Annotated in this window: 14 protein-coding genes; 4 read left to right on the top strand and 10 right to left on the bottom strand. The window is 65.5% G+C overall.

Annotated features, from left to right (window positions below; genetic code table 11):
- Window positions 1-539: 539 nt before the first annotated feature.
- The 4 genes from rlmB to RCJ92_RS12245 form a co-directional block, all read right to left on the bottom strand.
- Window positions 540-1,514 (bottom strand): 23S rRNA (guanosine(2251)-2'-O)-methyltransferase RlmB, encoded by a 975-nt coding sequence (gene rlmB / locus RCJ92_RS12260; RefSeq protein WP_138174914.1) that lies wholly within the window; start codon window positions 1,512-1,514, stop codon window positions 540-542.
- Between the two features lie 78 nt (window positions 1,515-1,592).
- A complete protein-coding gene (gene cysS / locus RCJ92_RS12255; RefSeq protein WP_446754697.1) occupies window positions 1,593-3,062 on the bottom strand; it encodes a cysteine--tRNA ligase in 1,470 nt (489 codons plus the stop codon).
- Between the two features lie 98 nt (window positions 3,063-3,160).
- Window positions 3,161-4,384, bottom strand: coding sequence for a 2-C-methyl-D-erythritol 4-phosphate cytidylyltransferase (ispD, locus tag RCJ92_RS12250; RefSeq protein ID WP_446754696.1), 1,224 nt, complete (start codon window positions 4,382-4,384; stop codon window positions 3,161-3,163).
- A 139-nt stretch (window positions 4,385-4,523) separates the two neighbouring features.
- Window positions 4,524-5,009 carry a CarD family transcriptional regulator gene (locus RCJ92_RS12245; protein ID WP_054821813.1) on the bottom strand — a complete coding sequence of 162 codons (486 nt, stop codon included), beginning with the start codon at window positions 5,007-5,009 and terminating at the stop codon, window positions 4,524-4,526.
- 341 nt (window positions 5,010-5,350) lie between these two features.
- Between RCJ92_RS12245 and RCJ92_RS12240 the strand changes: the two genes are divergently transcribed.
- Window positions 5,351-5,887 (top strand): hypothetical protein, encoded by a 537-nt coding sequence (locus RCJ92_RS12240; protein ID WP_054821814.1) that lies wholly within the window; start codon window positions 5,351-5,353, stop codon window positions 5,885-5,887.
- A 236-nt stretch (window positions 5,888-6,123) separates the two neighbouring features.
- Here RCJ92_RS12240 and RCJ92_RS12235 read toward each other — a convergent pair whose 3' ends face one another.
- Both RCJ92_RS12235 and RCJ92_RS12230 read right to left on the bottom strand, forming a co-directional pair.
- Complete coding sequence (locus tag RCJ92_RS12235) at window positions 6,124-6,804, bottom strand: response regulator transcription factor (protein ID WP_138174920.1); 681 nt, start codon at window positions 6,802-6,804, stop codon at window positions 6,124-6,126.
- On the bottom strand, window positions 6,801-8,012 hold the full coding sequence (locus RCJ92_RS12230) for a sensor histidine kinase (protein ID WP_446754695.1): 1,212 nt from the start codon (window positions 8,010-8,012) through the stop codon (window positions 6,801-6,803). The genes RCJ92_RS12235 and RCJ92_RS12230 overlap by 4 nt, the downstream gene beginning before the upstream one ends.
- A 194-nt stretch (window positions 8,013-8,206) precedes the next feature.
- On the opposite strand from RCJ92_RS12230, the gene phoU reads away from it, so the two are divergent.
- From phoU to RCJ92_RS12215, 3 genes are all read left to right on the top strand, one after another.
- Window positions 8,207-8,857 (top strand): phosphate signaling complex protein PhoU, encoded by a 651-nt coding sequence (gene phoU, locus RCJ92_RS12225; RefSeq protein WP_138174924.1) that lies wholly within the window; start codon window positions 8,207-8,209, stop codon window positions 8,855-8,857.
- Window positions 8,858-9,001: 144 nt separating this feature from the next.
- Window positions 9,002-9,292 (top strand): hypothetical protein, encoded by a 291-nt coding sequence (locus tag RCJ92_RS12220; RefSeq protein WP_343833316.1) that lies wholly within the window; start codon window positions 9,002-9,004, stop codon window positions 9,290-9,292.
- A 2-nt stretch (window positions 9,293-9,294) separates the two neighbouring features.
- The gene (locus RCJ92_RS12215; RefSeq protein WP_446754694.1) at window positions 9,295-10,668 is read left to right on the top strand and encodes a hypothetical protein; all 1,374 of its coding nucleotides are present in this window, start codon (window positions 9,295-9,297) and stop codon (window positions 10,666-10,668) included.
- A gap of 24 nt (window positions 10,669-10,692) precedes the next feature.
- Here RCJ92_RS12215 and RCJ92_RS12210 read toward each other — a convergent pair whose 3' ends face one another.
- The 4 genes from RCJ92_RS12210 to RCJ92_RS12195 all read right to left on the bottom strand — a co-directional run.
- Window positions 10,693-10,995: a DUF4193 domain-containing protein gene (locus RCJ92_RS12210; RefSeq protein ID WP_054821669.1), complete on the bottom strand. Its 303-nt coding sequence runs from the start codon at window positions 10,993-10,995 to the stop codon at window positions 10,693-10,695.
- Window positions 10,996-11,195: 200 nt separating this feature from the next.
- Window positions 11,196-11,942 (bottom strand): phosphoglyceromutase, encoded by a 747-nt coding sequence (locus tag RCJ92_RS12205; RefSeq protein ID WP_212743868.1) that lies wholly within the window; start codon window positions 11,940-11,942, stop codon window positions 11,196-11,198.
- 118 nt (window positions 11,943-12,060) lie between these two features.
- Window positions 12,061-12,378 carry a DUF2516 family protein gene (locus tag RCJ92_RS12200; protein ID WP_054821668.1) on the bottom strand — a complete coding sequence of 106 codons (318 nt, stop codon included), beginning with the start codon at window positions 12,376-12,378 and terminating at the stop codon, window positions 12,061-12,063.
- A gap of 96 nt (window positions 12,379-12,474) precedes the next feature.
- Window positions 12,475-12,662, bottom strand: a 188-nt coding sequence (locus RCJ92_RS12195) for a PLP-dependent transferase (RefSeq protein ID WP_446754693.1), incomplete at its 5' end; no start/stop codon positions are given.

The following is a 12,662-nucleotide window of genomic DNA, read 5'->3' as shown; positions in this document are numbered from 1 at the left end:
TAAAAAACACTCAACCACCACACACGGGGGTGCGGGCGATCAAGCAAATAAATGTTTCGTATTCACCAAACAAAAATAATTTGGTATCAACAAACTTGGCACACTATTGAGTTCTCAAACAACAAGCGCTTCCGACACCACGAACCACCATCATCTGGCTGGCCGCTTCGCTCCGGAGCAACTTTTCAATCTTACCACTTGGCTGATCTTTGTCAACTCGGTGATTTGATCTCGCGCCTAAACTTCTTCGGTTCAAACCGTTCTGTTCGAGCGGCGCGGGTACTAACTCTACACGAAATTTCGATGAACGCAAAACGTTCTGCTGCGGTTTCCTGCACCCGTTTCTCGCCCGGATTCCCGGGGATATTCACCCCGCTTTCGCCTCCGCCCCTCGTGAAGAGCGTCGAATCGGTTGTTGTGAACCACGTCTCGCATGCGGGGAGAGCGCAAAGAGCGGGCCGGATATCTCCGGCCCGCTCTTTGTCGGGTTCTGCCGTTGCGTTGGGCTGCGCCGACGCTTGGCCAATCAGAGCCCCGTTCTACTGGCCGGCATCCTGGCGTCGCCGCGCTACTTCGTAGAGTGCGATGCCCGCCGCCATCGAGGCGTTCAGGGACTCCATGGCCGAAGAGATCGGAATTGAGACGATAGCGTCGCAGGTTTCACGAACCAGTCGCGACAGTCCCTTGCCCTCGGAACCGATCACGATGCACAGCGGCTCGGTGGCCAGTTCCAGGTTCGGAAGCTCGACATCTCCCCCGGCGTCCAGTCCGATGACGAAGATACCCGCGGCCTTCATCTCCTTCAGGGCACTGGTCAGGTTGCTGGCCTTGGCGACTGGCACGCGTACGGCGGCGCCGGCGCTGGTCTTCCAGGCCGAAGCGGTGACGCCCACGCTGCGGCGTTCGGGAACAATGACAGCCTGGGCGCTGAAGGCCGAGGCCGAACGGATGATGGCACCCAGGTTGCGGGGGTCGGTGATTCCGTCCAGGGCCAGGAACAACGGCAGGTTGCGCTCGTAGCCCTTCTCGTAGTCCCGGGCGACCTTGGTGGTCAGTTCCACCGCGTCCTGGTACTCATAAGGCGGAACCTGCAGGGCCAGGCCCTGGTGGATAGCGTCATCGGTCATCCGATCCAGCTCCACTCGGCTGGCTTCCATGACCGGGATACCCTGTTCGGCGGCGAGCTTCAGGGATTCACGCACCCGGTCATCAACGTCAATGCGCACCGCAATGTGCAGGGCCTTGGCCGGGATGCCGGCGCGCAACGCCTCCACCACCGAGTTGCGTCCGGTCACCATCTCAGCGTTCACCCGCGGACGGCGGGTGGTGGGACGCTTGGCCTGGGAGCGTTCGGCCAGCTGCTTGCTGCGGTAGGCCTTGTGGTACGGCCGGTCCTCGGCCTTGGGGGTCGGTCCGCGGCCTTCCAGGGACTTGCGGCCCTTGCCGCCGCTGCCCTTGGTCGGGCCCTTCTTGTTCTTGCGAACGGCTCCTGGCCGATCCTTTGGTGTGCTCATACTCGCGGTTTCCTTTAGTTCAAAAATCTGTGATTGGTTGCCGGGCGCCGGGACGCCGGTGGCGCGGGGCCTTGCCTGCTATTTCTCCAGGGTCCAGCGCACCCCGTCGGCGGAGTCGACGACGCTGATGCCCAGCGAGGCCAGGGCGTCACGGATCTGGTCCGAACGGGCCCAGTCCTTGGCCGCGCGGGCCTCGGCGCGTTCGGCCAGCTGCGCCTGGATCATCTGGTCGAGCACCTGGTATTCGGCGCTGGTGCCGGTGGTCTCCGGTTCGGTGGCGTCATCCAGTCCCAGCACCCGGACCATGGCCAGCACCTGGCCAAGGGCCCGGGCCACTGTGGCCTCATCGTGGTTGTCCAGCGCCGCGTTGCCCTCACGCACGGTCTCGTGCAGTGCCGCCAGGGCCTGGGGGACGTTCAGGTCATCATCCATCGCCGCCGCGAAGGCCTCGGGCACCGTTCTGGACTGGGAGTCCAGAACGGCGTTGGCGGTCCCGGCCGCAGCCTCCAACCGGTAGCGGGCGTTGGCGATGAAGGTGTCAATGCGCTCGACCGCCGCTGCGGCCTCGGTCAGCGAATCCGGACGGTAGTCCAGCTGCGAGCGGTACTGCGCCTGTCCCAGGAAGTAGCGCACCACCCGCGGGGTTGCCTGCTCCAGCATCTGGTGCGGGGAGATGGTGTTGCCCACGGATTTGGACATCTTCTCGCCCTGGTAGGTGACCATGCCGTTGTGCATCCAGAAGTTCGCGAATCCGTGGCCGGCCGCCGCGGACTGGGCCAGCTCGTTTTCGTGGTGTGGGAAGCGCAGGTCCAGCCCGCCGCCGTGGATGTCGAAGTGTTCGCCCAGGTACTTGCCGGCCATGGCGGAGCACTCCAGGTGCCAGCCCGGACGCCCGCGGCCCCAGGGGCTGGGCCAGGAGGCGGTCAGCGGGTCGCTGTCCTTGTGCCCCTTCCACAACGCAAAGTCGCGCGGGTCGCGCTTGCCGCGCGGGTCGGCGTCGGCCGCTTCCTGCATGTCATCGACCTTCTGGCGGGTCAGTGCCCCGTACTCGGGGAAGGAACGCACGTCGAAGTACACGTCGCCGGACCCGTCGCTGGCCGGGTAGGCGTGTCCCCGCTCGATCAGCAGTTCGATCAGCTCATGCATTTCCGGCACGTGCCCGGTCGCCCGCGGCTCGTAGGTGGGACGGCGTACCCCCAGGGTCTCGTAGGCACGGGCGAACTCCTGCTCGAAACGGTAGGCCAGGGCGAACCACTGTTCACGGGGACGGTAGTACTGATCGGCGGCGAAGTCCGGCGCGAAGGACGCGGCGGACTTTTCCAGGATCTTGTCGTCGATGTCGGTGACGTTGCGTACGGTGGTCACCGCGAAGCCGCGGTATTCCAGCCAGCGGGTGAGGATGTCAAAGACAATTGCGCTGCGAACGTGCCCCACGTGCGGCATCCCCTGCACGGTGGCGCCACAGTAGTACAGCTTGACCTCGCCCTCGGTGATGGGCTGGAAGTCTCGCACGGACGCTGATTTGGTGTCGTAGAATCGCAGGCTCACAGCATTAAGGTTATCCGAAAGCCCGCGGTTCAGGGGCGGCAGGTGGCGCAAATCCCCTCGGTGTCGCCCGCCGGCTGGCGATCCCGGCTGCCGGGGCGCTAGTCGCGGCGATAGACCAGGGCGGTGGCGTAGGCGGTGATTCCGACGCCCTCCCCTTCGTACCCCAGGCCATCGCTGGTGGTGGCGGTAACGGTGACCGAGGCTTGCGCCGCGTCGCTAAGCACCTGGTTGGCTTCTTCGCGGCGAGCGGCGAAGCGGGGACGGCGTCCAACGAACTGTACGGAGACGTTGCCGATCTGATAGCCGGCAGCGCGTACGATCCGGGCGGCCTCGGCCAGCAGCGTGGTGCCGCTGGCTCCCGCCATCTCCGGCCGGTCCACCCCGAAGTGTGTGCCCAGGTCCCCGATTCCGGCGGCGGAAAACAGGGCGTCGCAGGCGGCGTGCGCCACCGCGTCGCCATCGGAGTGCCCGTCGAGTCCCACGTCATCGGCAAACAGCAGTCCGGCCAGCCACATTGGACGCTGCGGATCCTTGCTCACCGCGTGCACATCGATGGCGTTGCCGATGCGTGGGATCAGCGGCTGGTCCATGGCGTCTTCCTCCGTGTCGTCCCGCAGAATTGTCCGTGCGGCGTGAATGTCCTGCGGATGGGTGATTTTCAACGCCCGCTGGTCCCCGGCGATGACTGTCACCGAATGTCCCTGGGCCCGGACCAGGGAGGCGTCATCGGTGACCGCCTCACGCCGGGCGTCGCTGGCTTCGCGCAGCGCGGCATGCGCGGCCCGCAGGACGGGCGCGTGGAACCCCTGTGGGGTCTGCACGGCACGCAAGCTGGCTCGGGCCGGGGTGTCGCGCACCGTGTCGGACCCGCTGGTCTGCTCGACCACGGAAATGGTGTCGGTGACCGCCAGGGCGGGGATGACGGCCGGACGCTGTGGATCTTCCAGAGTCTGCAGGACGCGCTCGAAGGTGTCCGGCGGTGTCAGCGCGCGGGCCACATCATGGACCAGGATCCGGGTCAGGGGCTGGTCGACCGCTTCAAGGCCGGCGCCCACAGATTCGGCTCGCGTCGCGCCGCCAGGCACGCAGCTGACCCGGGGGCCGTAGGGCCGGGCCTGTTCGGCCAGCAGCTCATCGGAGGGGGGCACCACGACCACGATCTGCGCCAGCTCGGCTACCTGCGTGGCCCGGTCCAGGCAGTGCTGCAGCAGGCTGCGGCCCTCGATGGTCACCAGCGCCTTGGGAATTCCGGCACCCAGGCGGGTGCCGCTGCCGGCCGCGACCAGGATCAGCGCGGCATCAACGTTGGGGTGTTCATTCACGTCTTCCAGCCTACTGTGCCCCGGCACCACGAGGCCGCGCGGTGCTGGTTAAACGAGAGAACCGTGGTTGGTTACCTGTAGCAACCGACCACGGTCGATGATTCTCAGCCGGGGTTTGCGCCCCGGTGTGCCCACTGATCTAGTGGGAAGCCAAAACCTCATCCAAGAGCCCTTCGGCCTTGGTTTCGTCCAGGTCCTTGGCCAGCGCCAATTCGCTGATCAGCACCTGGCGCGCCTTGGACAGCATGCGCTTCTCGCCCGCGGACAGGCCGCGGTCGTTCTCACGGCGCCACAGGTCACGCACGACCTCTGCCACCTTGATGACATCACCGGAGGCAAGCTTTTCCAAGTTTGCCTTGTAGCGGCGCGACCAGTTGGTCGGCTCCTCGGTAAATTCAGCACGAAGGACCTCGAACACATGGTCCAAGCCTTCCTGACCGACCACGTCACGCACTCCAACCAAGTCAACGTTCTCGGCCGGGACCTCGATGGTCAGGTCACCCTGCGCCACCTTGAGCTTGAGATACATTTTCTCTTCGCCCTTGATCTTGCGCATCTTGATCTCTTCGATCATTGCCGCGCCGTGGTGCGGGTAGACTACAGTCTCGCCAACCTCAAAAACCATGTGGATAAACCCCTTTCCCACGTACTAGTCTACCACGACCGGTTTTTTGGCCGCTGTTACCTATGCCCCAATAACCGCGAATTCATGCGGTTTTCACTCTTCCAAACGGGGGAGAAACGTGGTATGAAGAAAGTAGTTCAGAGTCCAACGGACAACCCAAGCCCCTTTCCCACCGTTCGGGTTGTCCAGTGTTACAGCTCGCCAAATCACGCTTTTCACGCTTAAACCGTTAGGCTAGGTAATAGTCGTGGACTTCGTGTGGCCTGTTTCGAAAATTGCAGAACCCCGAAAGTGCACCACGAAACCATGCAACTCACTATTCTCATCGAGGAGTTTGTGTCGTGATCACCGCACGCATGACCGCTGGACGCCGTATCGCCGCGTCCCTCGCCCTGGCCGGGTTGGCACTGGGTGTCACTGGCTGTGGCGCCATTAACCAGCAGGAAACCACCACCAACTACGCCCCGAGCGATGGCATCATTGCCGATGTCGCCGACGCCAAGGTCCGCAACCTGCTGCTGGTGACCAACGCCGAGCACCAGGAAGCCCGCCTGATTGGCAGCGTTGTCAACAACTCGGACAGCTCCCTGACCCTGAGCGTCAAGGCTGGCAACGCCAGCGCCGTGAAGATTCCGGTCGACGCCTCGGGCACCGTGAAGCTTGAATCCAAGGAATTCGTCGTGGACGGGCTGAACGTGGCCCCCGGTGAGCACGCCGAAGCCACCCTGAGCACCGAGGGTGAAAGCGTGGAGACCAGCATTCCGGTTGTGGACGGCACCCTGAAGGAGTACCGCGAATTCGTTCCCGGCGGCTTCGAGCAGTCGACCACCGACCACCTGACCCCGAGCGAGCAGCCGGAGCACGGCGGCAGCCACTAGGCGGCAGGCCCGGACGACCAACCGCGAAGGACCGGCACACCACCCCAGCAAGGGGCAGGTGCGCCGGTCCTTCGCTTTAATGCGTGCGGCACCCAGCGGCGCGTAGTTCACGGGTTCGGGCCCCCGGTGGGCAGGGACGGTGCGCTGCCCGAGCGCACCAGAGCCCTCGCACAGCATTGGGCCGCCGGCACCTTGTGCCGACGGCCCAATGCTGCGGATCCACCCGGCGGTCGGGTTTACACCGTGAACTTGTAGCCCAGTCCACGCACCGTCACCAGGTGCGCCGGGGCGGCCGGGTCCGTTTCGATCTTCGAACGCAACCGCTTGACGTGCACGTCCAGGGTCTTGGTGTCGCCCACGTAGTCGCTGCCCCACACCCGGTCGATCAGCTGGCCGCGGGTGAGCACCCGTCCGGCGTTGCGCAGCAGCATTTCCAGCAGTTCGAATTCCTTGAGCGGCATCGCGATTTCCTCGTTGTTCACGGACACCACGTGGCGTTCCACGTCCATGCGCACCGGCCCGGCGGTGACCACGTTGGTCAGCAGCTCCTCGCTTTCGCCCTGGCGGCGCAGCACGGCCCGAATCCGGGCCAGCAGCTCGCGCGAGGAATAGGGTTTGGTGACATAGTCATCGGCCCCCAGTTCCAGGCCCACCACCTTGTCGATCTCCGAGTCCTTGGCGGTCAGCATGATCACCGGCACCTGGCTGGTGGCCCGGATCTGGCGGATCACCTCGGTGCCCGGCTGCCCCGGGAGCATCAGGTCCAGCAGGACCAGGTCCGCCCCGTGACGCTCAAATTCGGTAACCGCGGTGATTCCGTCATCGGCGATGCGTACCTCGAAGCCCTCACGCTCCAGCAGGTAGGAGAGCGGGTCGGACAGCGACTCCTCATCTTCGACGATCAAAATCCGGGTCATCGGTTTCCTCCTTCACGCCCGCCCTCGGCGGCCGCGCTAGTTCCACTGGCGGAGCGCACAACCGGCCCCTCCAAATCAAGATCCTGCTCATCCAAGGTCGGGATGCGCAGGGTGAACGTTGATCCCTGTCCCTCCTGGGACCACAGCGAGACCTCCCCGCCGTGGTTGGCCAGCACGTGTTTGACGATGCTCAGCCCCAGCCCGGTGCCCCCGGTCTGGCGGGAACGGGCCGAATCCACCCGGTAGAAGCGTTCGAACACCCGTTCCTGCTCCTCCGCGGAGATGCCCGGGCCCTGGTCGGTCACGGAGATCAGGGCGAACCCGTCCCGCTCGCGCAGCCCTACCCCGACGGCGCTGTGCTCCGGGGAGTAGCGGATGGCGTTGTCTATCAGATTGCGCAGCGCGGTCATCAGCAGGTCCGCATCCCCGTGCACCGGGGCCTGAACCTGGCCGCCCACGGAGATCGTGATGTTGCGTTCTTCGGCCAGCAGCTTGTTGCGGTCCACCGCCTCGGCCACCACGGCGGCCACCTGCACCTGCTCCCCGTGCACGATTGCGTCGCTGCTTTGCAGCCGGGAGAGTTCGATGATGTCCTGCACCAGTGCTGAGAGCCGGGAGGATTCCTTGTGCAGCCGCCCGGTGAAGCGGAGCACCGCCACCGGGTCGTCGGCTCCGTCCTCGATCGCCTCGGCGAGCAGGGAAATCGCCCCGACCGGGGTCTTCAGTTCGTGGGACACGTTGGCCACGAAGTCGTTGCGCATCGCCTCGGTGCGGGTGATCTCGGTGCGGTCATCGGCCAGCAGCAGGATGTACTCCTCACCCAGCGGTGCCACCCGGGTGTGCACCACCAGTGCCCCTGGACCCATGGTCCCGCGCTGCAGCTCAAACTGGCTTTCGGTGATCACCCCGTCATCACGGACCCGGCGCACCATGTTGGCCAATTGTTCGTGAACCAGGGTGTGTCCGCGCACCAGCCCATAGGCGTAGGCGGCAGGGTTGGCGCGCACCACCCCGTCAACGTCATCAAGCACCACGAAGGCGCGGCCGATCACCGAGAGCACCGCGGCAGCCCCCTCGGGCAGCGTCGGTTCATCCACGGCCGGCAGCTGGGCCGAACGGCGTTGGGCGAAAAAGTATGCCAGGACGCCGACAACACCGAGGGCCAGGCCGATCAGGCCGGCGATCAGGGTTGGAAAGACTTCGTTCACCCCTTCAGGGTATCGGCATTAACCGGTGGTGAAGCGCCGGATGTCGCCGGATTTCCCGCTTCGGGTGTGGTGTTCACCAAACGTTCACCTTTGGCTCCTGCACAGTTAAGCTGGTGCTGTCAGGCTTGTTCACGATCCCTCCGCCATGCCCGAAAACGGGCTGGAACGCCTAGGACCCGAAAGGACGTACGCGAGTGCGCAAAGTATTTCAGGCTGATCTGCAGCAGATCGGCGAAGACCTCATTGAGATGTCACAGCGGGTGGCCGAGGCGATGGAACGCGCATGGGACTCGCTGGCCAACGCGGATGTGGACCTGGCCCAGGAGGTCATTGCCGAAGACGCGAAGATTGACTTCCTGCAGACCCAGCTCGATGAGCGGGCCATTGACACCCTGGCCCTGCAGGGGCCGGTAGCCAGCGACCTGCGCATGATTGTCGGTTCGCTGCGCATGAGCGCCTCGCTGGAGCGGATGGGCGACCTGGCCCGGCACCTGGCCCAGCTGGCGCGCCTGCGCTTCCCCAAGCGGGCGGTGCCCTCGGCAATTTCCGAGACCTTCAGCAAGATGGCCCAGCTGGACATCCGCATTGCCCGGGAACTGGGCCGGCTGCTGGACACCCGTGACCTGGCCATCGCCAGCCAGATCATTGAGCTGAACCGCGAGCTGGACAAGCTGCACTCGTCGGTCTTCCAGATCATTGCCGAGGAAAGCTGGCAGGAGGACGCCCCCACCACCGTGGACGTGTCGCTGACCAGCCGCTACCTGGAACGCTTTGGCGATCACGGCGTCTCGGTCGCACGCAAGGTCACCTACCTGGTCACCGGCGAGTGGGAGCCCCAGGGCTAGGTTCCACCCGGCACGCAAGACAGCACCATGCCACGGTCCGGCATCTCCCCAACGGGATGCCGGACCGTGGCATTTGCGCATCGCCGCCGCCCGCCGCGTCAATGACATACTGGAGACGAACCTAGCCTGCGCCAAGGAGTATTGATGAGCAACGAATCAGAGATGGAACTGTTCTCCCGGATCCTGCTGCATTTCACCTTTGACGGGATCAGCCCGGCCCTGCGGGAACCGGAGGGCATCGCAGCCGAAGCCCGTGAAGGCATCACGCTGCTGCGCGCGCTGGCCGACCGCGGACACCGCGAGAACGCCCGGGACCTGACCGAACAGGCCCTGAGCCAAATCAACGAGGCCTCCCAGCTGCCCGAGGCCCCCGCGTCCGTCTTCGCCCAAATCACCAACGAACTGCTCGAGCTGCACACCGAACTCTCGGCCTGAGCATGGCCCGGACACACTCCGTGGCCCGCACCCCGGTCAGCGCCCTGGACCAGGACCTTGCCCAGCTGCGTGACTGCTTCGACCTGCGCCGCGCCGCGGCAGCGCCCCGCGGGCCGGCGGCACGTCAGTGGCTGCAGGATCTGGAACTGGATCTGCTGGATGCCGCCGAGCAGCTGGCCGCAATGCTGCAAGAGGGGCCCGCGCTGCCGGTGTACCAAACCTGCGCCCAGGCCATCGACCTGCTCACCGCAGAGCTGGCCCGCTCCGGGGATGACTACGGGCTGATCCAGGTGGCCCTGCAGGAATTGGCCCCGCTGCACGCCCGGGCCGCCGTGCAGGCAGGAGTCCCTGCTGCCGACTTGGTGCCATGGCTGCTCCAGCAGCAGCTGCGTCGGCCCCCGGCGAACTGGCAGCCGGACGTCTTCGCCTACCGCGCGCTGCTGCCCGGCCCGGCGCTCAACCAATACAAGCAGCGGCTGCAGCGTGCCCTGCAGTCCCTGCAGGCCCAGGCTTCCCGGCAACCGGCGGCCGCGGCTGACCGCCTTCTGCAGGTGCAGCGGGTGGCGCAGTACAACCGCCAACGCCTGGCAGTCCTGGAAGCCGACGCCTCGGCGATAATCCAAAGCCATGGCGGGCCAAGCCGAGATCCGCTGCTCATTGCGCAGGCCCTGGACGAGGCCGGCCTGGCCGGTGCCGCACTGAACTACGCCCACCGCGCCGTGCACGTTGATCTGCCCGACGGATCCCGGCCGCGCGCCGGGGCCCTGCGCTTGTGGCTGCAGCTGCTGGACCGGCTGGAACCCGAACGCTCCCTGGCTGCCCGGCTGCAGCTTTTCCACCGCTACGGCGGCTATGAGCTGGCCGAACAAATCTACCGGCTCGGCGCCGGTCAGTGGCCGGAACATGAGCAGATGGTCTTTGAGCGCCTGCGCTCCGATTCCCCGCGGGACGCGGTGCGTTTTGGCCTGCAGGTGCTGCAGGACCCGGCACGGGCCTGCGATGAGCTGGGACGCGTGGAGGAACCGGGCCAGGCGCTGCTGGATCAGGTGATCAGCGCCGTTGTCCCCATTCGCCCCCGAACGGGCCGTGCCCCTGCTGGAATCAAGCGTGGAAGCCAAGCTGCTGCATGCCGACCGGCGCATGTACCCGCAGGTCGCCGACCAGCTGCGCCAGTTGCTGGAACTGGCGGCAAAAACCGGTCAGACGGCGCGGGCACGGAAGTTCATTGCCCAGGTGCGCATCCGCCATGCGAACCGGCCGCGCCTGCTGGAACAGCTGGACCGCGGTGGGCTGCCCCGCTGAGCGCGAATCCGCACGGCCGGGCCGTTAAACACCGTCGGCATGTCTCGAAGTGGTCTTCGAAACATGCCGATTGAAGAAAGCTGGTAAAAGTGCGGCGATTAGCCTTCGCACTCGACGCAGAATCCGATGTTGCCTTCCTCGCGCACCAGCTGCGAGCGGTGACGGACCAGGAAGCACGAGCCACAGATGAACTCGTCGTCCTTGGCGGGAACGACCGTGACGGTCAGTTCCTCGTTCGACAAGTCAGCACCGGGCAGTTCCAAACCGTCGGTGTGGTCGGTTTCGTCGAGTTCGCGCACGACGCTCTTGGCGTCGGGGGCGTTTGCGGACTTGACCGCATCCAGTGAAGCCTTACGTGCCTCGGCTACATCCGGGCGGACCTCATCGTAATCAGTTGCCACGAATTGCATTCCTAACGTGAGCCATTGTGCTGTTCGAGATAGGAGATTACAGCATAGATGAGACAAAAACACAATCGTGGAGGGAGGTTTCGCTCACAGCCTGTCAACCATGGCTCCGCCGGCACTGGAACGGCAAAAGACGTGCCACGTCGGAAGCGCTTTCACGCTTCGGTCGTGGCACGTCTTACAGTGCGTGGAACCTACTTGCGGCCCTGGTTGGCCACTGCCTTGATGGCCTCGGCGGCGGCTTCGGGATCCAGGTAGGTGCCCCCGGCGGTGACCGGGGTGAAGTTCTCGTCCAGTTCGTAGACCAGCGGGATGCCGGTGGGAATGTTCAGCCCGGCGATGTCCTCGTCGCTGATGCCATCCAGGTGCTTGACCAGGGCGCGCAGCGAGTTGCCGTGCGCGGCGACCAGCACGGTCTTGCCCGCGGTCAGATCCGGCTTGATGGAGTCCTCCCAGTACGGCAGCATGCGCTCAAGCACGTCCTTGAGGCATTCGGTGCGCGGGGCGTCATCACCCAGCGAGGCGTAGCGCTCGTCGCCGACCTGGCTGAACTGCGAGTCGTCGGCCAGCGCCGGCGGCGGGGTGTCGTAGCTGCGGCGCCACTGCATGAACTGCTCCTCGCCGAATTCAGCCAGAGTCTGCGCCTTGTCCTTGCCCTGCAGCGCCCCATAGTGGCGTTCGTTCAGGCGCCAGCTGCGGTGCACCGGAATCCAGGAACGCCCGGAGGCCTCCAGCGCCAGGTTGGCGGTGACGATGGCACGGGTCAGCAGGGAGGTGTGCAGGACCTGCGGCTTGTAGCCGGCCTCGTCCATCAGCTGGCCGCCGCGCACGGCCTCGGCGCGGCCCTTCTCGGTCAGCGAGACGTCATACCACCCGGTGAACAGGTTCTTCTCGTTCCATTCACTCTGCCCGTGGCGCAGCAAAATCAAAGTATGGCTCATGATTCCCATCTTAGCGTTGCAGGTTCGTGCCCCGGTGGTTCATTGCACCCACCCTGGGCGTTGGTCACCCCTCGGTGCTCCCGGCCCATCCCTCGGAACGGGCGCAGGGACCGGCGGGTTAGTAGTTGTACCAGTTGCCTCCGCGCCCGGAGAGCGCCGGGCGCACGTCGGCCAGGTAGACGCAGCAGATGCAGGCGGCAATCAGCTGCAGGAATCCGCCGCCGAGCGCGGCCGCGTTGGGCAGCACGGAAAGCACGGCGATGAAGGCACTGCCGCCGGTCAACGCCATCCAGAACCCCTTGGTGCGCTTGCCCTCGGCCACAAAGCGGTCCCCGGGGTGGCGCACTGCGTCAATCAGCGCCCACAGCGCCAGGACCGCGATCACCAGGGACAGGGCATACATCAGAAAGAATTCGATGGTGCGTGCTAGTTGCATGGTTCCAGCCTACCCGCGCGGCCCCGCGCCGGGACACATTGGCAACGACACATTTGGCGCACCGGCACCCCGACCAGCCAGCCGACGGCGGCGGGCTCAGCCTTCCAGGCTCCCCAGCGCCTGGCTCAGGTCCCGCCACAGATCCTGCGGGTCCTCGATGCCCACCGAGAGCCGGATCAGGTTCGGCGGCACGCTGGCCGGTTCGGAGGCGTGCCGGGCCCGGCGCTCGGCCAGGGTTTCCACCCCGCCCAGCGAGGTGGCCGGGGTAATCAGGCGCAGCGCCG

The organism is Glutamicibacter sp. BSL13 (assembly GCF_052928425.1).
This window is presented reverse-complemented; position numbering and strand designations above follow the sequence as displayed.

Coding starts and splice junctions, on each gene's coding strand:
- rlmB (WP_138174914.1), bottom strand. CDS start 1,514: ATGAGCACACCAAAGGATCGGCCAGGAGCCGTTCGCAAGAACAAGAAG.
- RCJ92_RS12245 (WP_054821813.1), bottom strand. CDS start 5,009: ATGGTTTTTGAGGTTGGCGAGACTGTAGTCTACCCGCACCACGGCGCG.
- RCJ92_RS12235 (WP_138174920.1), bottom strand. CDS start 6,804: ATGACCCGGATTTTGATCGTCGAAGATGAGGAGTCGCTGTCCGACCCG.
- RCJ92_RS12220 (WP_343833316.1), top strand. CDS start 9,002: ATGAGCAACGAATCAGAGATGGAACTGTTCTCCCGGATCCTGCTGCAT.
- RCJ92_RS12215 (WP_446754694.1), top strand. CDS start 9,295: ATGGCCCGGACACACTCCGTGGCCCGCACCCCGGTCAGCGCCCTGGAC.
- RCJ92_RS12205 (WP_212743868.1), bottom strand. CDS start 11,942: ATGAGCCATACTTTGATTTTGCTGCGCCACGGGCAGAGTGAATGGAAC.
- RCJ92_RS12200 (WP_054821668.1), bottom strand. CDS start 12,378: ATGCAACTAGCACGCACCATCGAATTCTTTCTGATGTATGCCCTGTCC.